This window comes from Maribacter arenosus, assembly GCF_014610845.1.
Lineage (GTDB): Bacteria > Bacteroidota > Bacteroidia > Flavobacteriales > Flavobacteriaceae > Maribacter_A > Maribacter_A arenosus.
The window spans coordinates 993,172-1,018,599 of record NZ_JABTCG010000001.1 but is presented as its reverse complement, the minus strand read 5'-3'; the positions used below and the strand labels follow the sequence as shown (position 1 = coordinate 1,018,599).

Genomic DNA, 25,428 nt, shown 5'->3' with positions numbered 1-25,428 from the left:
ATACGCTATTCTTGTAGTGATAAGGCTGCATTAAATGCATCAAGAGCGGAGGAAACAGTTGCCGCATTAGCTTCAGACGGTTTATCCCAGACTACCCCTGGGGCCTTTGTACCGTTCTCCATGGCCTTTTCCCAAAGGGCCTTTACGTTTTTTAAAATGAAAGCCTTATAGGTCTCTCTAGGACTATGATCATTGAGGTACATGAGATGGCGCATAAAAATACCTTTGAACTGTTTGGCATCGGGGTTGCACTGATCAGGTTCACATATTTTTTCAACCAAGACAAGTCCATTATTGGTCAAGTTTTCCAAAGTGGCCTTAACCAGGCTATGGGCACTTTCGAGATAATGGACGTTACCCGTTATTTTATATAGATTAACGAGACCGGTAAGTACCACTCCTTGGTTATATGTATAAATATTTTCCTTGATAGATTCCTGTCCATTTTCAAATCGAATACCATCTTGAATATTTCCATTTGCATCCAGGAGTTGGGAATCGATCATCCAATCCCAAATCGTTGTGGCCCAAAGCAATGCGGATTTTCCATTCACGGTTTCAGTGCCTGCCAGATGGAGTCGTGTGGCCAGAGTCATTGTTAGTCCATTACTTATCGACCCCCTAAAGTCCAATCCTTTTTTCCAATAGAGTCCACCCTGGTCGCTCCAACCTGTGGTGATATCATCGAAAATAATATTGGCCATATCCAAATACTTTTGTTCTCCTGTAAACTCCCACGCATCTAGCCAAGCAAGTGCCCACCATCCTTCATCATCATAAAAGTCATTGATATAATCTTTACAAACCCAAGCCGATTTTTCGTCAGTGGCCGCGACTTCGAACTCTTTTGTTTTATGAAACACATCCGCTATGGTAAATTTGAAGGTAGGGTCATTGGTTAACCTTGCATTGTTGGTCAGTGCGGTTAATATATTGGCCGCGTTCCACCAGGATGTCGTTTCCCATAAACCTGTTTCTTTATTATACCAAGTATCCAAATAATGGGTCAATTCCTCCGCTTGTTTTTCAAGAGTAATTTGCCCATAGGATTGAAAATGAATCCCAATGATCAAGCAGAGCGAAAGACATAGTTTATAATAGGTAAAGCCCTGTAAATTAGGGATCGGAAAGCCCATTTATAATGATTTTTTAAATTCGTCAATGATTAACTCAGCAGCTTTTACCGGTGAGATTTTTGAAGACACAATGTCTTTTTCCAGGATGGCCAAATGATCGGCTATATTTTTTGATCCATAGAACAATCGCTTGAGTTCTTCATTGATATTATTGTACATCCATTGTATTTGCTGTTGATTTCTATTAGCTAGGAAATAGCCATTTTCATCCACCAATTTTTTGTATTTGGTTATTTCATCCCAAACCGTATCAATACCAATATTCTTAATTGCCGATGCCGTCGATACGACAGGGCTCCACCCCGAATCGGATAATGGAAATATATGTAGGGCATTTTGGTATTGGCGCTTTGCCATTTCGCTCCTTTTCACATTGTCCCCGTCAGCTTTGTTGATGACTACCATATCGGCCATTTCCATAATCCCCTTTTTAATTCCCTGCAATTCGTCACCCGCCCCAGATAGCATGAGCAGTAAAAAGAAATCGGTCATTCCATGTACGGCGGTTTCAGATTGTCCCACACCAACAGTCTCTATCAAAATAACATCGTATCCGGCAGCTTCACAAAGCAGCATGGATTCCCCTGTCTTGTTGGCTACACCTCCGAGGGTGTCCCCTGTAGCAGAAGGTCGAATATAGGCATCTTCCATATTGGCCAATTCCTCCATCCTGGTTTTATCCCCTAGGATGCTTCCTTTTGAGCGCTGACTACTGGGGTCAATGGACAATATACCGACTTTATGGCCTTTGCTGATCAAATATTTTCCAAAAGCCTCTATAAATGTACTTTTACCTACCCCAGGAACCCCCGTTATACCTATTCGTATGGAGTTTCCCGAATGTGGTAAAATGGCTTGGATTATTTCCTTGGCCAATTTTTTGTCACTCTCTAGACTGCTTTCCACAATGGTAATGCCCCGCGATAGGATGACCCTATCTCCCCTAAGTATGCCATCAATATATTCTTGTGCGGTTAATCTTCCCTTTGGTTTGTAGTTTGTCATAGAGTGCTGAATAAAATCAGATTTACGCTGTTTTTATCGAAAAAATACTTCGATCATTTATAAGATAAAAATATATTTCTTGAACAGATTTTAGCTTAAAAATTCAAAGTAGCAAAGGTAGTCATAAAGCCAAAAGCACCATAATTCCGAATCATTTTTATAAGTCAGGAAAACGGGAAATTTTAGATATCAAAATATTTTCCAAATTAAATGGTCATTACAAAAAAAAAGAGGGTATATTTTATCGATAAATGATAAAATTCATGTTTTACAACTTTTTTAGTATGTATTCTTGTTAGGTGTATGCCTATGGGATAAGTGTGATTTTTAAATTCTAAATAGCACCATCTATGAATAAAAAATTTAAGGTAAACGTCAACGAAAACCTATCCTTCAACATCACAGAGCAGGAGATCTTAAACTTGGATGCCTTGCCAACCTCCAAGAATACCTATCATATCTTGAAGGAAAATAAACCATTTAATGCCGAGATCGTTGATTCGGATTTTTATTCAAAAAAATATACGGTAAAGGTTAATAACAGTACCTATGAGGCCGTCATTTCTGATGATTTGGACTTATTGATCAAAGAAATGGGTTTTTCCAGGGGTTCTGTGAAAAATATCGGTGCAATCCATGCGCCAATGCCCGGGCTAATTTTGGAAATCAACGTCGAATTAGGTCAGACCATTAAAAAGGATGACCCATTATTAATATTGGAGGCCATGAAGATGGAGAATGTAATCTCCTCTCCCAGGGCGGGAACCATTAAATCAATTGCCGTGAATCGAGGGGAAGCCGTAGAGAAAAAACAATTGTTGATAGAATTCGAGTAAATCACATCTGAAAGTTATCATAATAAAGGGAACTGATGAAAAAAATATTGATTGCCAATAGGGGTGAAATTGCCATTCGTGTAATGAAAACCGCCCAGAAAATGGGTATCAAAACCGTTGCGGTTTATTCTACGGCAGATAGGAATGCACCCCATGTTAAATTTGCCGATGAGGCGGCTTGTATTGGGGAACCACCTTCGAACCAATCTTATCTATTAGGTTCGAAAATCATAGAAGTTGCCAAGAAACTGCATGTGGATGCCATACATCCCGGATACGGCTTTCTAAGTGAAAATGCGGATTTCGCTGAAGCTGTGGAGAAAAACGAAATTATCTTTATTGGACCAAAGTCCGATGCCATTCGGGTCATGGGAAGTAAGCTCGCGGCCAAAGAAGCGGTAAAGAAGTATAACATACCTATGGTTCCGGGAATTGAGGAGGCCATTACCGATGTGAAGAAAGCCAAGCTAATCGCCAAGGAAATTGGGTTTCCTATTTTAATAAAGGCTTCTGCCGGTGGTGGCGGAAAAGGAATGCGCATCGTAGAGCGGGATAAAGACCTAGAATCACAAATGAACCGCGCCATCAGTGAAGCAACATCGGCATTTGGCGATGGATCTGTTTTTATTGAAAAATATGTGACTTCACCAAGGCATATCGAGATTCAGGTCTTGGCCGACAGCCACGGAAACATACTTCATTTCTTTGAACGTGAATGTAGTGTGCAACGAAGACACCAAAAAGTAATTGAAGAAGCACCATCTTCTATTTTAACCCCCAAACTTAGGGAAGAAATGGGAATAGCGGCTACCAAGGTAGCACAGGCCTGTAATTATTTAGGGGCGGGTACGGTTGAGTTTTTAATGGATGCTGATCACAATTACTACTTCTTGGAAATGAATACAAGATTGCAGGTAGAACATCCGGTAAGTGAACTTATTACGGGTGTTGATTTGGTAGAATTACAGATTCGTGTGGCTCGTGGGGAGGAATTGCAGATAAAACAAGAAGATCTTAAAATAAAGGGACATGCCCTGGAACTTCGTGTGTATGCCGAAGACCCGTTAAACGATTTCCTTCCCAGTATTGGTACGTTGGAAACGTACAAACTGCCCACAGGTGAGGGGGTACGTGTTGATAATGGTTTTGAAGAGAGGATGGACGTCCCCATCTATTACGACCCCATGTTAGCGAAATTGATTACTTATGGGGCAAATAGGGATGAAGCCATCCAACGGATGTTGAAAGCCATAGAGGAATATACTATTACGGGCGTTCAAACCACACTACCCTTTGGGAAATTCGTTTTTGAGCATGACGCGTTCCGTTCGGGAAACTTTGATACCCATTTCGTTAAGAATTATTATTCCCCCGAAGTACTAAAGGCAAAAACAAATGAGGAAGCCAAAATAGCGGCGATAATTGCCTTGAAAAAATATCAGGAAGACCAAAAAAGGCTAAGAACTCCAAGAATTTAGAATATGGACCCAAGATTGAAAAAGTTAGAAGAAAGGGTAGCTTTAGCCCATAAGGGTGGAGGCAAAAGACGAATTGATAAGCAGCATGCCAAGAAAAAATTAACCGCAAGGGAACGTATCGATTATTTGTTAGACGAAGGTTCTTTTGAAGAAATGGGAATTTTGGTCACACACCGTTCCACTGATTTTGGAATGGAAAAACAACTGTATTTTGGTGATGGTGTCGTAACTGGATATGGCACCATTGCCGGACGATTGGTTTATGTGTATGCTCAGGATTTTACCGTCTTTGGTGGGGCCTTATCGGAGACACATGCAGAGAAAATTTGTAAAGTAATGGATCTAGCCGTGAAAGTTGGTGCTCCCATAATCGGTCTAAATGATTCCGGTGGCGCCCGCATACAGGAAGGAGTGCGATCATTGGGAGGGTATGCCGATATTTTCTATAGAAACGTTCAGGCATCGGGCGTGGTTCCACAATTATCGGCCATAATGGGACCATGTGCCGGGGGCGCGGTTTATTCTCCTGCTATGACCGATTTTACGTTAATGGTCGAGCAAACGAGCTATATGTTCGTAACAGGTCCAAATGTGGTAAAAACCGTAACCAATGAAGAGGTGACTTCCGAAGAATTAGGGGGTGCGTATGCCCATGCATCAAAATCAGGGGTGGCACATTGTACCTCCCCGAATGATATCGAGTGCTTGGAGGACTTAAAAAAACTGCTGGGTTACCTTCCTCAGAATAACAAGGAATTCACTAAAAAAGTACCTTATGAATTAGGCGATGAGATTAGGGATGTCTTAAAGGATATTGTTCCGGAGAATCCGAACAAACCGTATGATATGCATAATGTTATCAAAGGCATAATCGATACGGATTCCTTCTTTGAAATCCATAAGGATTATGCAGAGAATATGATTGTGGGCTTCGCGCGTTTAGGAGGTCGCAGTATAGGGATCATTGCAAATAACCCAATGTTCTTAGCTGGGGTACTCGGGGTTAAAAGCTCTATAAAGGCTGCACGGTTCACACGTTTCTGTGATGCTTTCAATATTCCCTTATTGGTATTGGTCGATGTCCCGGGTTTCTTGCCAGGAACGGATCAGGAATGGAATGGCATCATTATTCATGGTGCAAAACTATTATATGCGTTAAGCGAGGCAACGGTACCCCGGGTTACTGTAATTACGCGTAAGGCCTATGGAGGGGCTTATGACGTTATGAATTCAAAACATATAGGTGCTGATTTCAATTATGCTTGGCCATCAGCGGAAATTGCTGTAATGGGAGCCAAAGGGGCTAGTGAGATTATCTTTAGAAGGGAAATTATGGAAGCGGAAGACCCTACGGCAAAATTGGCGGAAAAGGAGGCTGAATATGCCGAGAAGTTCGCCCATCCCTATAGAGCGGCACGACGAGGATTCATCGATGAAGTTATACGACCAGAGCATACCAGGCGTAAATTGATAAAAACATTTAGCATGCTAGAAGGCAAGGAAGTGAATCGTCCTGACCGGAAACATGGTAACATTCCTTTATAAATATATCTTAGACTATTGTGAGGCCCTATGATGGTAAAAATCATGGGGCCTATTTTATATAATAATTTGAAATTATCCTATTAATATTTTAAAGGGGATATTGCTACCTTTGGCCGATGCAAAAAGAGAATATAAAACCCAATTTTGAATTTATCGCCTTAATGGCCGCCTTAATGTCGATTGTGGCCTTATCGATTGATGCGTTGTTGCCTGCTATTTCGGAGATAGGTAGCGCAATAGATAGTTTTGATGCTACGGACAATCAATTATTGATCACCATGATTTTCTTGGGTTTGGGTATTGGTCAGTTGTTTTTCGGGCCATTGTCCGATACTTTCGGTAGAAAACCGATGATCTATTTTGGGTTTGCTCTTTTTGGATTGGCCAGTATCATCTGTCTAATGGCAACTTCCTTGGAGTGGATGATAGTTGGTAGAATCATCCAGGGTATAGGATTATCATCGGCACGTACCATAAGTATTTCCATAATTAGGGATACATATAGTGGGGATTATATGGCGAAAGTGATGTCATTTGTCACTGCCTTTTTTATTTTAGTTCCTGTGGTAGCCCCGGCTATTGGGAAAGGTGTTATGGATGTCTTTGGATGGAAAGCCATATTCTACATGCAATTGATCATGGCCTTGGTGGTGTTGATTTGGTTTTGGCGTCGTCAGCCTGAAACCCTACATCCCGAATATAAAGTTCCGTTCTCAAGGCATATTTTTGTTGATGGGGTAAAGGAATTGCTCAAGTACAAGGAAACGCTGGCATTTACGTTAATATCTGGATTGATAACCGGGTCATTTTTGGTATATCTGAGTGCCTCACAACACATTTTTGAAGATATTTATGGTCTTAAGAACGCATTTCCATATATTTTCGCAGGGCTATCGATCGCTATCGGTTTGTCGACTTTTTTAAATGGTACCTTGGTGATGCGGTTTGGTATGCGAAATCTCTCTTTGGCGGCCTTGGTCATGTTTTGCGGAGTTGCATTGATCTATGTTATATTGTTTTGGAATTCAGGAAATCCGGATATCCTTGTTTTGATAGGGTTTCTTTCGCTACAGTTTTTTTGTCTTGGTTTTATGTGGGGAAATTTTCGTTCCATCGCTATGGAACCTATAGGCCATATTGCGGGTATCGGCGCCGCCATAACCGGTTTTATCTCTACCTTATTCTCAATACCAATAGCTGCTTTTGTTGGTAGTTTTATACAGGAATCCGTTTGGCCCATGTTTGTAGGCTTGGCTATTTGCGGCTTTATCTCTTTAGGTATTTTTCTGGCAATGAGAGCAATAGTTTTTAGGATGTCCAAACGTTTGGCATGAGCAATAAAAAAAACCGCTCTGGAACAATATTCCATAAAGCGGTTTCTAACTGTTTATATCCTATTATTACAAGACGTTATCCATAATTTCCTTGACTACTTCTGGGTTCAATAGCGTACTGGTATCTCCTAGGTTTGAGGTATCCTTACTGGCAATTTTACGTAATATTCGCCGCATGATCTTTCCACTTCTTGTTTTAGGTAATCCGGGAACAAATTGAATCTTATCCAACTTGGCTATGGGCCCAATAAGCTCGGTGATTTGCTGATTGATTTCCTTTCGAACGTTGTCTTTGTCACGGCCCTCACCGGTTTCTTTAAGGATAACAAAACCGTATAGTGCATTGCCTTTAACGTCATGGGGGAATCCCACGATAGCCGATTCCGCTACTGCCTGATGTTCATTTATAGCATCTTCTATTGGGGCAGTACCCAAGTTGTGGCCTGATACGATGATCACATCATCAACACGCCCAGTAATCCTATAGTACCCAACGGCATCCCTATTTGCGCCATCACCCGTAAAGTACATGTTTTTATAGGCTGAAAAATAAGTGTCCCGATAACGTTCATGATTGCCCCAAATAGTTCTGGCAATCGATGGCCAGGGGAATTTAATACACAGTCGCCCTTCTACTTGGTTACCTTCGATTTCCTTGCCTTCCTCATCCATTAATGCAGGTTGTACTCCGATAAAGGGTAACGTAGCAAAAGTAGGTGTCGTCGGGGTTACATAGGGTATGGGAGAAATCATAATCCCCCCTGTTTCGGTTTGCCACCATGTGTCGACGATGGGGCTATGCTTTTTACCCACATTGTTATTGTACCAATGCCAAGCTTCCTCGTTGATGGGTTCGCCTACAGAACCTAAGACCTTTAAGGAGGATAAGTCATATTTCTCTAAGTACTCCAAATTTTCTTTGGCCAGTGCCCTAATAGCGGTGGGTGCCGTATAAAATTGATTTACCTTATGTTTTTCGACCACTTCCCAGAAACGACCAAAATCAGGATAGGAGGGAACCCCTTCGAACATAATCGATGTTGCACCATTGGCCAAAGGTCCATAAACAATATATGAGTGCCCTGTTATCCACCCAATATCCGCGGTACACCAATACACATCCTCTTCGCGGTATTGAAAGATGTTTTTAAACGTATAGGCGGTATAGACCATGTACCCTCCGCAGGTATGTACCATTCCCTTGGGTTTGCCAGTTGATCCTGACGTGTAGAGAATAAACAATGGATCCTCGGCATCCATGATTTCGGCATCACAATCGGCATAAGCCTCATACATCAATGGTGCAAGCCATTTGTCCCGCCCTTCTTTCATCTGGATATCGCTTTTTATCCGTTTTGCAACCAATACGGTATTAATCCCAGGACAATCTTCCAAAGCCTTATCAACAATACCCTTTAAATCAATCGATTTACTACCTCTGTAAGAACCATCCGATGTTATGACCATTTTACAATCCGAATCATTAATTCTAGTAGAAAGTGCATTTGATGAAAAACCAGCAAACACTACGGAATGTATGGCACCTATACGGGCGCAAGCCAGTACGGCGTAGGTCAGTTCAGGTATCATCGGCAGATAAATGCATACGCGATCGCCTTTTTTAATACCGTTATTTTTTAGCACATTGGCCATTTTACATACCTTTTCATACAATTGCCCATAGGTAATGTGCTCTGCCCGTTCTTTTGGGTCATTCGGTTCAAAAAGGATAGCGGTTTTGTTCCTTCGCGTTGCTAAATGTCTATCGATGCAGTTTTCTGTAATATTCAATTTTGCCCCTTGGAACCATTTGACCTCGGGTTTGGTAAAATCCCACTCCAAGACTCGGTCCCATTTCTTTCGCCACAGGAAGTGTTCTTCTGCGATTTCCTCCCAAAAACTTTCGGGGTTCCGGACAGATTTTCTATATACCTGATAGTATTCTTCTAAGTGTTTAATGTGATAGTTGCTCATTTGATTAATCTTGTATTAATATAAAATAAAAACCGAAACTGATGTATAATGGCAATAACCTTAATGACATTAATTCAATGAATAGAGGGCTCCTCTGCACCGCTAGGTATTCTTATATGTTCAACAATTTCCTGAACCTCCTCGGGAGGTTCTGGAGTAAGCTTGTTGACGGCGATAGCTACAATAAAGTTAACAATCATGGCCATGGTACCAAACCCTTCTGGGGATATTCCAAACCACCACGATGCCTTTAGGCCTTCTACGGCTTCCTTTCCTCCATCGAAAACACCAAATTTGAATTTTAGTATATAAAATAGCATTAATGAGATGCCTACGACCATTCCTGTAATTGCTCCTTCCTTATTCATTTTTTTATAAAAAATACCTAAAAGGATCGCTGGAAAAAAAGAGGCCGCTGCCATGCCAAAAGCCAAGGCGACTACTGCTGCCACAAAACCAGGTGGATTGACCCCAAAATAACCTGCGATTACCACGGCAAAAGTCGCCGATATTCTAGCTGCCCAAAGCTCCCCTTTTTCAGAGATCTTGGGCCTGAACACTTTTTTGATCAAATCGTGGGAAACCGATGAGGATATTACCAGCAATAAACCAGCTGCGGTTGAAAGCGCTGCTGCCAAACCTCCTGCCGCCACCAAAGCTATTACCCATGCCGGTAAATTCGCAATTTCAGGATTTGCTAAAACCATGATGTCGTTATCCACTATTAACTCATTCTTACCTTTATCCGCTAGAAATTGGATTTTTCCATCGTTGTTTATATCAGTAAAGGTTAGTAATCCGGTATTTTCCCAATTTTTGAACCATTTAGGCATATGGGCATATGGCTGATTGCTTACCGTGTTTATTAGATTTGTTTTGGAAAAAACCGCAACTGCTGGTGCTGTGGTATAAAGGATCGCAATTAATAACAAGGCCAAACCTGCAGATTTTCTTGCATCTTTTACTCTTTTAACCGTGAAAAACCTAACAATTACATGTGGGAGCCCAGCGGTACCAACCATTAGGGCTAAAGTAATTGCAAATACATCTATCATTTTTTTTGAACCATCTGTATATTCCGAAAATCCCAATTCCGTAGAAAGACCATTTAATTTATCAAGTAAATATGTGCCAGAGCCATCATTCAAGGTCGAACCCATCCCTAATTGGGGTATGGGATTACCCGTCATTTGAATTGAAATGAAGATTGCAGGTACCATAAAAGCAAAGATCAACACACAGTATTGGGCTACTTGTGTATAGGTAATCCCTTTCATTCCTCCAAGCACAGCATAAAACAGTACAATGATCATTCCAATGATTACCCCTGTATTGATATCAACTTCCAAAAATCTTGAAAACACCACACCTACACCACGCATCTGGCCTGCAACATAGGTAAAAGACACAATCAAAGCACAGAAAACCGCAACGATTCTAGCGGTTTTAGAGTAGTATCGGTCGCCTATAAAATCAGGGACCGTGAATTTACCGAACTTTCTAAGATAGGGTGCTAGCAATAATGCCAAAAGCACATAACCGCCAGTCCAACCCATAAGATAAACTGACCCGTCGTATCCGGCAAAAGCAATAATTCCGGACATTGAAATAAATGATGCTGCTGACATCCAATCGGCCGCCGTTGCCATTCCATTGGCGAGGGGGGAGACCCCACCTCCAGCTACATAAAAATCTTTGGTAGACGAAGCCCGTGACCATATGGCAATTCCTATGTAAAGGGAAAAGGTAATACCTACTAATATATACGTCCAAGTTTGAACATTCATATGTACAGAGTTATGGTTGGTGACTATTCGTGGTACCCGTATTTTTCATCTAGTTTATTCATCAATCTTACATAGATGAAAATCAGAATCACGAATACATAGATTGAACCTTGCTGGGCGAACCAAAAGCCAACTTTGAAACCTCCAATTTTAAAAGCATTTAAAGCGTCTTTAAAAAGAATGCCCGCCCCAAAGGAAACCAAAAACCAGATTGCGAGGAGGATAAAAAGATATCTAACGTTTTCTTTCCAATAGGCGGTGGCCTTTTTTTGATGATCGGACATAGGATGTATTATTTCAAAGGTTTTGAAATGGAATCGGGATATTATAATCTTATTGTACTAATATAGTTATTTGAAACTATAATATAAAAGCATTTCCAATTTGTACAATATTCCATTGGGGTGATGTAGATTACGAACAAGTAATACAATACTCAGATTATGGCACACTTCATATTTTGAGTAGGTTTCATTGATTATCTTTAGTTTATGAAAAATACGATTGCACAACGCATCTATGACTTTCTAAAGGACTTTCCACCTTTCAACAGCTTGGAAGAAGGGCAGTTGATGACAATTTGTGAACAGGTCAAAATTGGTTATTATGAAGTTGATGATTATGTATTTGAGAAAGATGAAGGACTACACGATGCATTTTATGTTGTTAAGGATGGTGCCATAGGTATTTTTAGGGATGGGAATATTCTTGTGGATAAGTGTGATGAAGGGGATATTTTTGGATTAAGGGCACTTATTCGTCAAAGTGATTATCGGTTAAGCGCAAAAGCCATTGAAGAGAGTATTGTCTACGCTATATCTTCAAGTTTACTGGAAAAATATATTACTAGTAATGTAGATGCGAGTAAATTTATTATAGCCAGTTTCGCATCCAATAATTTAAATCCTCATTTAAAAAGGGAAAAAGGCCGACTGTATTCCTTGGAGGGAGAATTTAGTCAGGATACGGATCACTTGGCATACATACAGACTGTGACGCATAGAAAATCCCCGGTAATCTGTCAAGAGGATACCCAAATAGGGACGGCAGCAGTGACTATGACCGAAAAAAAGGTAGGCTCGATAATCATCACCAAGGATAACCGACCCAAAGGAATAATTACCGACAAGGACTTACGCACCAAGATCGCTACGGGAAAGTTCTCTATTTCCGATAAGGTATCACAGATTATGAGTTCGCCAGTGATTACGGTCTCTGAAAATATTTCCATTGCCGAGGCGCAAATAACAATGCTCAGAAATAAAATAACCCACCTGTGTATTACTAAGGACGGGACAGTGGAATCAAAACTTGTTGGGGTTTTGTCCGAACATGACCTTGTGGTGGCCCAAAGCAATAATCCCTCTTTTTTAATCAAGGAGGTAAAAAGGGCGCTTACTGCTGAAAACCTCAGGAATGTAAGCCAAAAAGCCCAAGATTTAATGCACCGCTATCTCGTTCAGCATATTCCGGTCAGTTTTGTTTCAAAAATAATTTCGGCTATCAATGAGGCCATTACGGAGAAGGTGATAGAACTTTCCTTGGACGAAATGAGCGTCCAACCGCCCACAACCTTTACATGGCTTTCCTTAGGCAGTCAAGGCAGGGAGGAACAGTTGCTTTTGACCGATCAGGACAATGCACTCGTTTTTGCCGATGTACCTGCTGAACAATTTGATGAAACAAAATCATACTTTCTTAAACTGGCCCATTTGATTACGGAAAAATTGAATGTTGTGGGATTTGAATATTGCCCGGCCGAAATGATGGCCAACAACCCTAAATGGTGTTTATCGCTCTCCGAATGGAAAAACCAGTTCAAGGATTGGATCACCCGCCCTGATGAAGATAAAATAATGCTCTCAACCATTTTTTTTGATTATAATCGCGTGTATGGCGATGTGCACTTAGTTGATCAAATGACGGAAAGTATTTTTCAATCGATTGATAGGTACAGTATATTTTTAAATTTCTTGGCTATGAATGCTATTAAAAACCCACCTCCTTTGAGCTTCTTTAGGCAATTTTTGGTGGAACATAGCGGGGAACATAAAGACTTGTTCGATATTAAAGCCAGGGCTATGATGCCTTTGGTCGATGCAGCTAGGGTATTAGTGTTATCTCAAAACATAAAGGATCATAATAATACCTTAAAAAGGTTTGAAAAACTTTCGGAATTGGAACCTCAAAATAAAGAGCTTTATAATGCTTGTATGGATGCTTTTAAAATTCTATTGCGTTTTAGGACCGTTGAAGGATTAAAGCATAAGGATTCGGGTAGATTTATAGACCTAAAATCGCTCAGTAAGTCAAACCGTTTAAAATTAAAAGGATGCTTTGGTTCTATAAAGGATATTCAGGAATTAATCAAAGTACGATTTAACCTAGCCCAAATGATGTAGCATGTTCAGTAGGATTTTAAAAAGAGGTAAACCAGAATTTTGGAAGGCCTATACAGGTCATTTCAAGGAGAAGCTTCCACAGGATTTACACGCCGTTCGTTTCGTGGTATTCGACACGGAAACGACTGGACTGGATGTTAGAAAAGACCGCTTATTGTCAATTGGGGCCTTGTCGGTTTTTCATCTGAAAATCGATGTTGGGGATTCCTTGGAGCTTTATGTAAAACAAGAAGTATTCAATGCTGGTACCGTTGGCATTCATGGAATTTTAAAAGAGGGTGGCCTGCTTAAATTGGCAGAAGAAGAGGCGATCATCACCTTCTTGGGATACATAAAAAATTCTGTTTTAGTGGCCCATCATGCCGCTTTTGATATTGCGATGATCAACGAAAGTTTGGCCAGAATGGGACTTCCCAAACTTAAGAACAAGGTATTGGATACTGGTGTGCTGTTCAAGAAAACCACGCTGTGTGAAAATAAGGAAAATCGGCATTCCCTTGATCAGCTGTGTGCTATCTTCAAGTTAAGGCAACATGACCGGCATACCGCTGCTGGGGACGCTTTTTTAACCGGGCTGGTCTTTTTGAAGATAGTTTCGAATTTATCGCGGAGCGGAAAATTAAAGGTAAGTGACCTGTTTTTTAATTCAGAGCGCCGAGGATTATTATAAGGAACCTAAATTTAATTTGGTAAAAAAACCACACCACTCGAAGAGTCCCTACTAGCTCCCGTTACAGAGCTTAGCACATTTATTTCCTGTTCTATTCGCAGAACGCCCATTAAGGCGAATATCAAAGCTTCCTTATTTTCTATTAACTTTTTGGATGGTACAATTACTTCAATGGCTTCCCCTAATTTTGTTTTTAGGGTCGCAATTAGAAAATCGTTAAGTGCACCACCACCAGTGATCAATAAGCTTGCCTTTGATTTGTTATTATTGCGAATTACTTGAATGGCAATCTGTTCACACAAATGGTGAACGGAAGTATGTAAGAGGTTTTCGATACGGTCATCGGTGGCTTCGATGATGGGTACTACTTTGTCCATGAACCATTCATACCCGGTTGATTTTGGGAATGGTAAGGCATAATAATCCAATGCGTTCAATGCTTTAAGCATTTTCAGATTAAGTTTTCCACTTTGGGCCAGTTTCCCTCCTTTATCGTATTGCATATCGATTTTTTGGGTAATATGGTTCAGGATCATATTGGCCAATCCAATATCATACGCAATACGCTGTCCGTTTTTTTCGAACGAAATATTACTTATTCCACCGAGATTAAGGCAAAAATCATATTCACCGAATAATAAGCGGTCACCTATGGGCACAAGAGGTGCCCCTTGTCCACCCATCGCAACATCATTTGTTCGAAAGTCGCAGACAACCTTGTATCCGCTTACATTCGCCAAATGTTGACCAGAACCTATTTGATATGTTAGGCCTTTTTCAGGTTGATGGTGTGTAGTATGGCCATGACTTGCAATAAAATCCAGATCTAAGCGATTATGCTCAATGAATGACCTTACTTGTTTGCCAAGCCATTCGCCATAGGTATTGTTAAATATCAAAAGCTCATCAGCAGAAAGATAGATTGAATTTTTCAACTTTTCTTTCATCCCAGCAGCGTAAGATATGCTCTTGGTTTGATCTATTTGGTATTCCCATCGATCTGAGGTTTTCTTGAATTGGCAAAAAGCTAAATCAAGTCCATCCAAAGAGGTGCCTGACATTAAGCCTATAACCTTGTATGTTTTCATTTACAGTATCGGTTTAAATGATTTTCTAAGGATCTGGTGTGAAAGATAAATAGATTCAATTTCAATGTTGTATAAAATATCATTCTTTTACAATTATCAGCTTTTTTATAAGGGCTCAATATCGGGTATTCTAGTTGTATTTCTAATCGACGGGATTATATCTCAAGGTTAAATTCTGTTGTTTTTTGATAAATTCATATTATTGATTTTTAAATAATTTGTGTATTTTTAATAATTGTTATTTCAAGTCGTTAATTCGACTTATCTTAAATGCCAAATTCAAAAGTTTTATTTAGGACGAAATGTAATTATTATAACTAGTCCTTAATCAATTAATATAGTGAATAACTGTTTTATTAACCGATTATAAAGTAATACAATATGAGTAAGAAAAAAAATGAGAATACTTTAACCCGGCGTGATTTTGTGGGCAGAACTTTGGCCGCTTCTGCAGCGTTTACCATTGTCCCGTCGTATGCCGTTAGTGGACTGGGACATGTTGCCCCAAGTGACAAATTGAATATTGCCGGAATAGGCGTTGGGGGCATGGGTCTTGCCAACTTAAAGAATTTGGAATCACAAAATATTGTAGGACTCTGTGATGTGGATTGGAAGTATGCGAAAGGCGCATTTGACAGATATCCAAATGCTAAAAAGTATTGGGATTGGCGTAAGATGTTCGATGAAATGGGTGATGAAATTGATGGAATCGTAGTGGCCACAGCGGATCATACACATGCCATTGTTTCAGCACATGCGATGACGATGGGCAAACATGTTTATCTGCAAAAACCATTGACGCATTCTGTATACGAATCCAGGTTATTGACAAAATTAGCGAAGAAACACAAAGTGGCTACCCAAATGGGGAACCAAGGTGCTTCTGGTGCCGGTGTTGCTGAAACATGTGAAATACTTTGGAGCGGAGCAATCGGCGATGTGACCAAAGTAGAATCCTTTACCGATAGACCTATTTGGCCTCAAGGATTGAATACACCTGAAAGAGGCGATTGGGTGCCAGATACTTTAAATTGGGATTTGTTTACCGGACCGGCTAAAATGAAACCTTTTAATGAGGTATATCATCCTTGGAATTGGAGAGGTTGGTGGGACTATGGAACCGGTGCCCTTGGAGATATGGCCTGCCATATTTTGCATCCTGTTTTTGAAGGTCTTAAATTGGGATATCCAACCAAAGTACAGGCAAGTTCCTCATTGTTATTGAATGATTCTGCTCCTGTATCACAAGCAGCTAAATTGACTTTCCCAGATAGGGGAAGGCACGGAAAGATGAAGTTGCCAGAAGTTGATGTCCATTGGTACGATGGTGGTATAAAACCAGAATTACCAGATAATTGGCCAGCAGGCAAAGAACCTAATAAAAGTGGTGGTGGTACGTTCTTCTACGGCACCAAAGACATTCTTCATGTAGGTTGCTATGGCGTAGAACCGGAATTATTGTCAGGCAGGAAAATTTCCGCACCAAAAACAGAACGACGTGTTGAGGATGAATTAGGCATTGCATGGAATCAAGGAGCACATGAAATGGATTGGGTAAGGGCGTGTAAAGAAAGCGCAGAAAACAGAAAGCCATGTACTTCCGATTTTGCCGAAGCAGGGCCATTTAATGAGATGGTTGTAATGGGCGTACTTGCAGTTCGCTTACAGGCCTTGAATAAGATTCTTGAGTGGGATGGTGTAAATATGAAGTTCACCAATATTGGAGCCAACGAGGAGATTAGAACCGTTATTAAAGATGGTTTCAAAATTCATGATGGCCACCCAACTTTCAACAAAGATTGGACGGAGCCTATGAACGCATTGGCCTATTCTGAGGAATTGGTTAAGCATACCTATAGGGAAGGATGGTCATTGCCCGATATGCCAGCCTAATAGCATTAAATAGATTTATCAAATAACAAATTATGGATAGCACTTGTCAATTACGACAAGTGCTACCCATAAAATTCATAAAAGAGTTAACAAATGAAAAAAATAAGTTTAATTGTAATTTTTAGTTTGATTTTACTACCTGTCTTGTCAAGTTGCAAGGATAAAAAGGCGGAGCAAAAAGAGGAAGAGGCTGTTGAAACCGAAATGGTAGCCGAATCACAAGAAGAATCTCCAATGAATGGACTTACGGAAGCCGAAAAAGCCGACGGTTGGGTCATGCTTTTTGATGGCACAACGTCTGAAGGTTGGAGAGGGTATAAAAAAGATCATTTTCCTGCGGCATGGGAAATCGTCGATGGTACTTTACACATGTTAGGCTCTGGACGGGGTGAAGCAGGTGCGAAAGATGGAGGGGATATCATTTATGATAAGCAATTTCAAAATTTCACGTTGAGTTTGGAATGGAAAATTTCAGAAGGGGGTAACTCTGGAATTTTCTACTTAGGGGAAGAAAAGTTGGACTATATCTGGAAAACCGCTCCTGAAATGCAAATATTGGACAATGAAAGACACCCTGATGCCAAATTGGGCAAAGATGGCAATCGCATGGCAGGATCGTTGTATGACTTAATTCCGGCCAAACCACAGAATGCCAAACCTGCGGGTGAATGGAATAAAATAGAACTTACCGTATTTAAGGGCACTGTTGTTCATAAGCAAAATGGTGAGAATGTTGTGGAATACCACCTTTGGACACCGGAATGGAACGAAATGGTAGCCGGGAGCAAGTTCCCAGCTTTAAATCCTGACTGGGCCGATGTACCTGCTAAAGGATATATTGGGTTACAAGACCATGGGGATGATGTTTGGTTCCGAAATATCAAGATAAAGGAACTATAAGGAGTTAAACGATAATTGATTTAGGCCCCACACTTTTCATTGAATTGTGTGGGGCTTTTTTTGTAAATTATATTTTCACGGGGAGTTTCCCTTTCGCAGGGAGTTGACCAAGAAAATGGGCACTTGCCACTTTTTGGAACATTTCGAAATTTTGGTAGGCCAAAACTACCGCATGGGCCTCATGGTAATCAAAAACCCCCAATGCATAAGGGTTTCCAAAAAGATATAGTATTACGTTGTTAGTTCGTAAAAGGTGATTGACCATATTGACCTCATTTTGGGTAAATCCAAAATCATCGGTTGGTTTTACTTGGGGTGGGACTAAAGACAAAAGAATATTTTCTTCTTCCCCAATTTTTTCATCGATAGTAGCCGTAGAAACATTGATTAAAGAATACCTACAGAAATCTTGACCTTCTTTGATCATTTTGAAAAACAGACTCTCGGTTTCTAACGCATTGCTAATACCGATAAAGCCACTATCTCTAAATCTGGTAATATCCTCTTTGGTCCCTTTTAGCAATGTGATACATGATTTGGCGATTTCCTCATTTAGCGTGTCCGGATTAATTAGGGTTGTAGGTAATTTCACTTCAGCCTTCACCGCTTTTTCTTTTAATGACCATACGCGTTTAAAAGCTTCCTCGATCTGAACATTGCTGGCTTTTTCCAAAATCATTTCAATTCCCGCAGTAACCTGTTCTGCAAAACAGAGAATATCATTACCGGCGTCAAAGGCCAACCATTCCAACTCTCCCTTTATCGTATAGTTTTTAGCTACGGCGTGCATATTAAGGGCATCGGAAATAACGACTCCTTCAAAACCAAATTCTTTACGTATCAATCCTTTTATCATGTCTTTCGATAGGCTTGAAGGAATATGCTTTCCACTTGAAAGTGCCGGAACCGCCAGATGACCTACCATAACCGAATCTACCCCGTTTTCAATTAGTATCCTGAACGGATAAAGTTCGTTGTTCAATAATTCTTCCTTGGTTTTTTCTATGATCGGTAGGCCTAAATGGGAATCAACCGCTGTATCCCCATGACCTGGAAAATGTTTAACGCTACCCAACATACCAACACTTTGCATGCCTTTAAGATAAGCCAAGGACTTCTCGGTCACATTACATTTGTCTTCACCAAATGAACGATATCCAATTACCGGATTTTTAGGGTTGCTATTAATGTCTGAAACTGGAGCTAGATTATAGTGTATGCCTGCTTGTTTGCAATCATGGGCAATATTTTTACCCACTTGGAATACCAAATCCATATTATCCTCGATGGCACCCAATGTTAAGGCGTAAGGATATTGGGGTGTATTTTCGATACGCATGGCCAAACCCCATTCGGCATCAATGGCGATTAGTAATCTATATTTTGCTTTTTCTTGGTAGCGTTTTATTAAGTTTTGAAGTGTTCGAAAACTCTGCGCATTGTACGTTACCTTTTTTTTGCCTTCATAGTTGGTAGCGGCACTGGCCCTACTATGAAAAAAACAGAGTCCTCCTACATGATTTTCAGCAATGAGATTTTCAAGGGCTTGTATTTCTTCTTCTGAATCATTAATAAATGCTGCGGGCATAAACAACTGTCCGATTTTTTCATTAGGGGTCAATTGATGGGTTGCGCGCTTGTATGGTAATAATCTAGGCATCGGTGTTTTTTGTTTTTTTACCAAAATCTGCAGGATAGGTTATGAATTTTAATAGAAATAAGGCCGGCAGCGAAGCTATGACCACCCAGATAAAAAAACCACCATAGCCCAACCATTGTTGTATATATCCACTGATCATACCGGGCAACATCATTCCTAGGGCCATAAACCCAGTGGCGATAGCATAGTGCGATGTTTTTGATTTTCCTTCTGCGATGTAGATCAAATACATTAAAAAGGCTGCAAATCCAAATCCATAACCAAATTTTTCGAACACCACCGTAGCGGTCACAGCTATCATATTCGTGGTTTTTGTGAAGGCAAGAAGTGCATAAAGTATGTTTGGAACATTAAGCGAAAGTACCATGGGCAGCATCCATTTTTTTAGACCATCGCGGGATATCAAAATACCTCCCAAAATACCTCCTAATGATAAAAAGATTACCCCGACAGTGCCAAAAATGGTTCCCAATTGCTCCGTTGTATAGCCTAAGCCCCCCTTTTCGGTCGAATCCAATAAAAATGGCGCTACCATTTTAACCAGTTGTGATTCCCCTAGCCTATATGTTAATATAAAGGTCAAAGCGATGGCTATATTGGGTTTGTTGAAGAATGAGCTAAAAACTTCCAAGAACCCTTTGGGTTTGTCCTTGGCCATGGTTAATGCCGATTCATACTTAGGCGTCACGAAAAAGTTGGATAAAGTCAATGCCAGCATCAAGAAAGCGGTCGCGATCATGGTCATACTCCAAGCTTTGGTGTTGTCGCCGTATTTCTGTTCTAAAAATCCGGCCATAATGACAATCAAACCTTCGCCGGTCACCATGGCCAAACGATAGAACGTACTTCGTATACCAACAAAAAAGGATTGTTTCTTTTCGGTCAACCCCAACATATAATACCCATCGGAGGCAATGTCATTGGTAGCCGAGGCGAATGCAGCCATCCAGAAACAGGCCAATGTAGTCAAGAAGAACATTTGGGTTGGCAAACTTAAGCCTACCCCTAAAAGTGCAACAGAAATCAATAGTTGCATTGCTAAAAACCAATTTCGCTTGGTGCTTTTGAGGTCAACAAATGGGCTCCATAAGGGTTTAAGTACCCATGGCAGGTACAATAAACTGGTGTAGAGTCCAATATCCTCATTACTTACACCCAGTTTTTTATACATAATGACAGATACGGTTACGACCAGTACATAGGGTAATCCTTGGGTAAAATAGAGTAGGGGAACCCAGGCCCAGGCCCATTTATCTTTTTGTATCATATATCGTACTTAAATAGAATTCAAATGTAGGCTGATCGGATTGCTTTCATATCCAAATTTGTCAATAAACGTAATTGCAATTCTTTTTTTACCCTTAAGGACCTTTTTAGGAAGGGTAATGCTGTTTCCGTTTTCTACCACTGTTTTGAGGAGCAATTTTTTTATGGGGTAGGAGTCTTTTGCATTTTTCCCTGTTGGGTAGACCATGGCATAGCGATAATCCCCAGAAACTAAAAAACGAAGTAGATAGTTTTCATTCGTTATGTTCAAGGATTCAAATTCTATGTTATCAGCCTTTTTATTCGGGGCTAAAGGGGAAATAGGGTTTAGCGCCGGGGAACCATAGAATTTTCGTTTTAGGATTTTCACAACGTCTGGATGTTTGTTGATCAAACTTTTGGCACTAAAAAATACGTTGCCTTGAACGCTTTTATTACTTCTTGACAATTTTAATTGCTTAGGAAGCTCTTTTTTATTCTCCCATGCCTTATCGCTATTATTTCGAATTTTATAAGGGCCATTCCCGATATAGAGATTGGTGTTATTGGTATTGTTAGCCCACCAATCGACTATTTTACGATGCGAGGCCACCGGTAGTTCCATACTCCAATACACTTGTGGTACAATATAATCAATCCAGCCCATCTCCATCCAAGTAAGGGGATCGGCATATAAGTCCTCATAGGTTGTTTGTCCCGCCCTTGTGTCAGAACCCTTTGGATCTGTGCTGTTATTTTTCCAAACCCCAAACGGACTGATGCCAAATTGTACCCAAGGCTTTTTGCTTTTTATTGTTTTGTGGATGTTCATTACCAAGGAATCTATATTGCTTCGTCGCCAATCTTCCAAGGATTGATTTTGTAAGGCGTGGTAAGCGTAGGTCAGTGAATCCTGGAATATTTCATCCTTGATTTTATAGGGATAGAAGTAATCATCAAAATGAAGGGCATCAATATCATAATTGCTCGTGACCTCCAGCATAATATCTACCAATCGCTTTCTTACTTCAGGTAGGCCGGGGTTGTAGTAGTGTTTCTTGCCATACTTTATCATCCATTCCGGGTGCAGGTTAAAATCATGCGTAGGGCTAAGGATATCTGTTTTTAGATCAAAGGTTGCACGATACGGGTTTAGCCATGCATGAAATTCCATGCCTCGAAGGTGGGCCTGATCGATCATCCATTTTAAGAGATTATTTTCGGTATTGGGTCCCTTTCCTTCTTTCCCTGTCAAAAAACGGGACCATGGGGCATATGTAGAATCATAGAACGCATCCCCTGCAGTCCTTATTTGAACTATAGCCGCATTGAAGTTGAGATCTTTGTAGAAATCCAGGATTTTAAGATAATCTGCCTTTTGTTTATCAACGGCATCGTTCCCATTCTTTGGCCAGTCGATGTTAACCACAGTGGCCACCCAGACGCCTCTAAATTCGGTCTTTGGTTGTTGAATTGGCTTGAAGATGCTACAAGAAGCGAAAAACAAGAAGAAGGGAAGGAAGCTGTATTTTCTGATCATTGCGGTAATAAAAAGGCCTATTTACACTAAAATAGGCCTTAATTAGCTAATTATTGATAGTAATTTTAATCAAATTTATATCGAACAAAGGCTTCCATGGCAGCATAGTGGGCTAGGCCCAGTGCTTTGTAACGTTCTGCGGTACCTCTATTTCGCTCCTCGACACGCATCCAGAATTCCCGTGAATCGTCCCCTTGGAACATTACCCCATCTTTCTGGGATTGGTGACAGAAAATGGCATATCGCTTTTTCAATACTTGGCTTGGACTCATAGGTACGGCCATTTCGATATCGTTGATATCCCATTCATGCCAGGCCCCTCTGTAAAGCCATAGCCAACAGTCTTTCATGAACGGTTCCTCCTTAAGTCTTTTCATAGCTTCAAAAACGGCATCCAAACAAACCTTATGGGTACCATGCGGGTCGGCTAAATCTCCTGCTGCATAGATTTGATGCGGTTTTACCTTATTGATCAAGTCTACCATGATAGCAATATCTGCTTCCCCCAGGTTATTTTTCTTAATTGTTCCCGTTTCATAAAAAGGCAGGTCCAAGAAATGTACATTCGAATCTTGTAGACCTAAATAACGAGTTGCCGCATACGACTCACCTCTACGAATAGCACCTTTGAGAAGCCTTACATTCAAGGAATCGAAGGTGTTTTCCTTTTTACTCAATATTCCGTCGATTATTTTTTGAGCCTCTTTTGATGGGGTAATTGTATTTGAAATTTCAGCAAATTTCAAAGCCTCTTTATCCGAAACGGCTATATTTCCTGAAGTTTGATAGGCAACATGTACCTCGTGCCCCTGTTCAACCAATCGGTCGAAGGTTCCTCCCATTGAAATAACGTCATCATCGGGGTGTGGACTGAATATAATTACACGTTTTTTGGCAGGTACGGCGCGTTCTGGCCTACTGGTATCATCAGCATTGGGTTTACCACCAGGCCAACCCGTAATCGTATGCTGAAGTTTATTGAACATCTTTATATTCAAATCGTAAGAATCTTCTATTGACAATAAATCCGACATCCCATTGTCATTATAGTCCTTATCGGTTATGCTTAAAATCGATTTACCCGTTTTTCCGCACAACCATACAATGGCCTTTGAGGTAAGGTCATCTGTCCATTCACAAGAGCCTACCAACCATGGGGTCTTATTTCGGGTTAATTCACTGCCCGCACCAACATCAAGTACGAACGTTACATTATTATGTTCCTGGAGATAGGTGGCCGGTACTTGCGATGATATATTGCCTTCGACGGTATCTTTAATGATTTCCGCCTTATTATGTCCCCAGCCGAGAAGCACAATTCTTTTTGCATTTCGTACCGTTGCGATTCCCATGGTAATCGCTTTTCTAGGAACATTGTCAATACCTAAAAATGCTGGAGCTGCATCAACCCTGGTAATGTGGTCAAGCGTTATTACCCTAGTCCCTGAATTACGGTGCGAACCCGGTTCGTTAAAGCCAATATGACCAGTTCTCCCGATACCCAATAATTGAAAATCGAGTCCACCATTATCCTTTATTTTTTTTTCGTAAGCCAAGCAATAATCCACTACTTCCCCTTGGGTTATTTTCCCGTCTGGGATGTTTACGTTTTCAGAAGGAATGTCAACATGATTGAACAAATGCTCATGCATGAAATAATAATAACTTTGCATATTGCCCTTGTCCATAGGTAAGTATTCATCGAGGTTGAAAGTGACCACATTGGAAAAACTGAGCCCTTCTTCCTTGTGCATACGTACCAATTCCTCATACACCCTAATCGGCGAAGAACCAGTCGCAAGGCCTAGGACGCAATTTTTGCCAACAGCTTGTTTTTTTCGTATAAGATCTGCAATTTCTTCTGCAACCCGAATCGACGCCTCATTCGAATCCTCGAAGATTACATTGTGTATTTTTTCGAAACGTGTTTCTTCAAATTGACCAACGGGTTTGTAACTAATATCTATTCCTTTTTTATCCAAAGTTGTTTTCATAGAATCGCTCTTGATTTTTAGTACTGCAAATGTAAATAAATAAACTGAATATATGCAGTATTTTGCAATTTTATTTGCAGTAAATTGCCTGAAATAAGCCAAATAATTCAAAAATATTTTAAAAACGGAATAAAATTGCAATTAAATACTTTTGTTATCTTTGTGCTATCAAGAATGAGATTTATGTTAAAAGAAGAGCGCCATCAGGCCATATTGTCCCAGGTTGAATTGCACAATAGGATCTTGCTTACCGATATCGCGGAGATATTGGATGTTTCGATCGATACGGCACGTAGGGATGTCAAAGAATTGGACAAGGAGAATAAATTAAGAAAAGTACACGGGGGAGCCATTTCTTTGGGATTCACCAGTAGTAGTACCAGAAATACCAATATCTATGCCCTTTCCCAAAAAATAACCATTGCGGAGAAAGCAGCATCTTTGCTTAAGAATGAAGGTGTCATTTTTATTGATGGGGGTACCACGTGCATGGAATTGGCGCGAATTATCCCTGCGAATTTAAAATTAACCTGTTTTACATTAAGTCTGCCAGTGGCCATGGAATTGAACAGTAAGCCCAATGTGGATGTTATATTCATTGGAGGTACGATATCCAAAGAACCACAAATGGCAATAGGGTCCACCCCCACCCATACACTTTCTGAAATCAAAGTAGATTATAGTTTTATAGGTACGGGTTACGTCGATGCTTCGTATGGACTCACGGAGTTCGATTGGGATATCGTACAAGTTAAAAAAGCTGTTGTGCAGGCCTCGAAAAAAACGGTACTTTTGTGCATATCCGAAAAATTGAATTCAAGACATAGGTACAAAACGTGTGATATGAACGCCATTAATACCATGATCACGGAGTTGTCGCCAGATGATGACCAACTGAAACTTTTTAGGAATAACAATGTCCATCTTATTTGATATTTATG

General features: G+C 40.4%; 19 protein-coding genes. 9 read left to right on the top strand and 10 right to left on the bottom strand.

Features of this window, described 5'->3' with window-relative positions:
- Positions 1-5 precede the first annotated feature (5 nt).
- Positions 6-1,136, bottom strand: coding sequence for a glycoside hydrolase family 76 protein (locus HPE63_RS04415; RefSeq protein WP_188313003.1), 1,131 nt, complete (start codon positions 1,134-1,136; stop codon positions 6-8).
- A complete protein-coding gene (meaB, locus tag HPE63_RS04410) occupies positions 1,137-2,141 on the bottom strand; it encodes a methylmalonyl Co-A mutase-associated GTPase MeaB (protein ID WP_188313002.1) in 1,005 nt (334 codons plus the stop codon).
- A 350-nt stretch (positions 2,142-2,491) separates the two neighbouring features.
- On the opposite strand from meaB, the gene HPE63_RS04405 reads away from it, so the two are divergent.
- The 4 genes from HPE63_RS04405 (at position 2,492) to HPE63_RS04390 (ending at position 7,334) form a co-directional block, all read left to right on the top strand.
- Complete coding sequence (locus HPE63_RS04405; RefSeq protein ID WP_188313001.1) at positions 2,492-2,977, top strand: acetyl-CoA carboxylase biotin carboxyl carrier protein subunit; 486 nt, start codon at positions 2,492-2,494, stop codon at positions 2,975-2,977.
- Between the two features lie 35 nt (positions 2,978-3,012).
- Positions 3,013-4,455, top strand: coding sequence for an acetyl-CoA carboxylase biotin carboxylase subunit (accC, locus tag HPE63_RS04400; protein WP_188313000.1), 1,443 nt, complete (start codon positions 3,013-3,015; stop codon positions 4,453-4,455).
- A gap of 3 nt (positions 4,456-4,458) precedes the next feature.
- Positions 4,459-6,000, top strand: coding sequence for an acyl-CoA carboxylase subunit beta (locus HPE63_RS04395; protein WP_188312999.1), 1,542 nt, complete (start codon positions 4,459-4,461; stop codon positions 5,998-6,000).
- Positions 6,001-6,116: 116 nt separating this feature from the next.
- The gene (locus HPE63_RS04390; protein WP_188312998.1) at positions 6,117-7,334 is read left to right on the top strand and encodes a multidrug effflux MFS transporter; all 1,218 of its coding nucleotides are present in this window, start codon (positions 6,117-6,119) and stop codon (positions 7,332-7,334) included.
- 66 nt (positions 7,335-7,400) lie between these two features.
- On the opposite strand, the gene acs is transcribed toward HPE63_RS04390, so the two are convergent.
- The 3 genes from acs to HPE63_RS04375 all read right to left on the bottom strand — a co-directional run bounded on the left by acs (position 7,401) and on the right by HPE63_RS04375 (position 11,379).
- On the bottom strand, positions 7,401-9,308 hold the full coding sequence (gene acs, locus HPE63_RS04385; RefSeq protein WP_188312997.1) for an acetate--CoA ligase: 1,908 nt from the start codon (positions 9,306-9,308) through the stop codon (positions 7,401-7,403).
- 74 nt (positions 9,309-9,382) lie between these two features.
- A complete protein-coding gene (locus HPE63_RS04380) occupies positions 9,383-11,095 on the bottom strand; it encodes a sodium:solute symporter family protein (protein WP_188312996.1) in 1,713 nt (570 codons plus the stop codon).
- Between the two features lie 23 nt (positions 11,096-11,118).
- On the bottom strand, positions 11,119-11,379 hold the full coding sequence (locus tag HPE63_RS04375; RefSeq protein WP_188312995.1) for a DUF4212 domain-containing protein: 261 nt from the start codon (positions 11,377-11,379) through the stop codon (positions 11,119-11,121).
- Positions 11,380-11,586: 207 nt separating this feature from the next.
- Here HPE63_RS04375 and HPE63_RS04370 point away from each other — a divergent pair, with 207 nt between their 5' ends.
- Together HPE63_RS04370 and HPE63_RS04365 are read left to right on the top strand one after the other, a co-directional pair.
- Positions 11,587-13,497 (top strand): DUF294 nucleotidyltransferase-like domain-containing protein, encoded by a 1,911-nt coding sequence (locus tag HPE63_RS04370; RefSeq protein ID WP_188312994.1) that lies wholly within the window; start codon positions 11,587-11,589, stop codon positions 13,495-13,497.
- Position 13,498: 1 nt separating this feature from the next.
- Positions 13,499-14,167, top strand: coding sequence for a 3'-5' exonuclease (locus HPE63_RS04365; RefSeq protein WP_188312993.1), 669 nt, complete (start codon positions 13,499-13,501; stop codon positions 14,165-14,167).
- An 11-nt stretch (positions 14,168-14,178) separates the two neighbouring features.
- Here HPE63_RS04365 and HPE63_RS04360 read toward each other — a convergent pair whose 3' ends face one another.
- The gene (locus HPE63_RS04360; protein ID WP_188312992.1) at positions 14,179-15,255 is read right to left on the bottom strand and encodes an anhydro-N-acetylmuramic acid kinase; all 1,077 of its coding nucleotides are present in this window, start codon (positions 15,253-15,255) and stop codon (positions 14,179-14,181) included.
- A gap of 381 nt (positions 15,256-15,636) precedes the next feature.
- On the opposite strand from HPE63_RS04360, the gene HPE63_RS04355 reads away from it, so the two are divergent.
- Both HPE63_RS04355 and HPE63_RS04350 read left to right on the top strand, forming a co-directional pair.
- A complete protein-coding gene (locus HPE63_RS04355) occupies positions 15,637-17,148 on the top strand; it encodes a Gfo/Idh/MocA family protein (RefSeq protein ID WP_188312991.1) in 1,512 nt (503 codons plus the stop codon).
- Between the two features lie 93 nt (positions 17,149-17,241).
- Positions 17,242-18,048: a 3-keto-disaccharide hydrolase gene (locus HPE63_RS04350; RefSeq protein WP_188312990.1), complete on the top strand. Its 807-nt coding sequence runs from the start codon at positions 17,242-17,244 to the stop codon at positions 18,046-18,048.
- A gap of 67 nt (positions 18,049-18,115) precedes the next feature.
- On the opposite strand, the gene HPE63_RS04345 is transcribed toward HPE63_RS04350, so the two are convergent.
- The 4 genes from HPE63_RS04345 to nagB all read right to left on the bottom strand — a co-directional run bounded on the left by HPE63_RS04345 (position 18,116) and on the right by nagB (position 24,487).
- Entirely contained in the window at positions 18,116-19,708 is a 1,593-nt protein-coding gene (locus HPE63_RS04345) for a glycoside hydrolase family 3 protein (RefSeq protein ID WP_188312989.1), read from the bottom strand.
- The gene (locus HPE63_RS04340; RefSeq protein WP_188312988.1) at positions 19,701-20,975 is read right to left on the bottom strand and encodes an MFS transporter; all 1,275 of its coding nucleotides are present in this window, start codon (positions 20,973-20,975) and stop codon (positions 19,701-19,703) included. Before HPE63_RS04340 ends, HPE63_RS04345 begins: the two co-directional genes overlap by 8 nt.
- Positions 20,976-20,984: 9 nt before the next feature.
- A complete protein-coding gene (locus tag HPE63_RS04335; protein ID WP_188312987.1) occupies positions 20,985-22,493 on the bottom strand; it encodes a glycoside hydrolase family 10 protein in 1,509 nt (502 codons plus the stop codon).
- Positions 22,494-22,558: 65 nt separating this feature from the next.
- Complete coding sequence (gene nagB, locus HPE63_RS04330) at positions 22,559-24,487, bottom strand: glucosamine-6-phosphate deaminase (RefSeq protein ID WP_188312986.1); 1,929 nt, start codon at positions 24,485-24,487, stop codon at positions 22,559-22,561.
- A gap of 183 nt (positions 24,488-24,670) precedes the next feature.
- Between nagB and HPE63_RS04325 the strand changes: the two genes are divergently transcribed.
- On the top strand, positions 24,671-25,420 hold the full coding sequence (locus HPE63_RS04325) for a DeoR/GlpR family DNA-binding transcription regulator (protein WP_188312985.1): 750 nt from the start codon (positions 24,671-24,673) through the stop codon (positions 25,418-25,420).
- Positions 25,421-25,428 lie beyond the last annotated feature (8 nt).

What these genes read in the sequence shown, in the direction of transcription:
- HPE63_RS04365 (WP_188312993.1), top strand. Translation starts at nt 13,499, where the DNA reads ATGTTCAGTAGGATTTTAAAAAGAGGTAAACCAGAATTTTGGAAGGCC.
- HPE63_RS04405 (WP_188313001.1), top strand. Translation starts at nt 2,492, where the DNA reads ATGAATAAAAAATTTAAGGTAAACGTCAACGAAAACCTATCCTTCAAC.
- HPE63_RS04395 (WP_188312999.1), top strand. Translation starts at nt 4,459, where the DNA reads ATGGACCCAAGATTGAAAAAGTTAGAAGAAAGGGTAGCTTTAGCCCAT.
- HPE63_RS04325 (WP_188312985.1), top strand. Translation starts at nt 24,671, where the DNA reads ATGTTAAAAGAAGAGCGCCATCAGGCCATATTGTCCCAGGTTGAATTG.
- HPE63_RS04340 (WP_188312988.1), bottom strand. Translation starts at nt 20,975, where the DNA reads ATGATACAAAAAGATAAATGGGCCTGGGCCTGGGTTCCCCTACTCTAT.
- HPE63_RS04390 (WP_188312998.1), top strand. Translation starts at nt 6,117, where the DNA reads ATGCAAAAAGAGAATATAAAACCCAATTTTGAATTTATCGCCTTAATG.
- HPE63_RS04360 (WP_188312992.1), bottom strand. Translation starts at nt 15,255, where the DNA reads ATGAAAACATACAAGGTTATAGGCTTAATGTCAGGCACCTCTTTGGAT.
- HPE63_RS04380 (WP_188312996.1), bottom strand. Translation starts at nt 11,095, where the DNA reads ATGAATGTTCAAACTTGGACGTATATATTAGTAGGTATTACCTTTTCC.
- meaB (WP_188313002.1), bottom strand. Translation starts at nt 2,141, where the DNA reads ATGACAAACTACAAACCAAAGGGAAGATTAACCGCACAAGAATATATT.
- accC (WP_188313000.1), top strand. Translation starts at nt 3,013, where the DNA reads ATGAAAAAAATATTGATTGCCAATAGGGGTGAAATTGCCATTCGTGTA.
- HPE63_RS04335 (WP_188312987.1), bottom strand. Translation starts at nt 22,493, where the DNA reads ATGATCAGAAAATACAGCTTCCTTCCCTTCTTCTTGTTTTTCGCTTCT.
- HPE63_RS04375 (WP_188312995.1), bottom strand. Translation starts at nt 11,379, where the DNA reads ATGTCCGATCATCAAAAAAAGGCCACCGCCTATTGGAAAGAAAACGTT.
- HPE63_RS04345 (WP_188312989.1), bottom strand. Translation starts at nt 19,708, where the DNA reads ATGCCTAGATTATTACCATACAAGCGCGCAACCCATCAATTGACCCCT.
- HPE63_RS04370 (WP_188312994.1), top strand. Translation starts at nt 11,587, where the DNA reads ATGAAAAATACGATTGCACAACGCATCTATGACTTTCTAAAGGACTTT.
- HPE63_RS04415 (WP_188313003.1), bottom strand. Translation starts at nt 1,136, where the DNA reads ATGGGCTTTCCGATCCCTAATTTACAGGGCTTTACCTATTATAAACTA.
- HPE63_RS04355 (WP_188312991.1), top strand. Translation starts at nt 15,637, where the DNA reads ATGAGTAAGAAAAAAAATGAGAATACTTTAACCCGGCGTGATTTTGTG.
- nagB (WP_188312986.1), bottom strand. Translation starts at nt 24,487, where the DNA reads ATGAAAACAACTTTGGATAAAAAAGGAATAGATATTAGTTACAAACCC.
- acs (WP_188312997.1), bottom strand. Translation starts at nt 9,308, where the DNA reads ATGAGCAACTATCACATTAAACACTTAGAAGAATACTATCAGGTATAT.
- HPE63_RS04350 (WP_188312990.1), top strand. Translation starts at nt 17,242, where the DNA reads ATGAAAAAAATAAGTTTAATTGTAATTTTTAGTTTGATTTTACTACCT.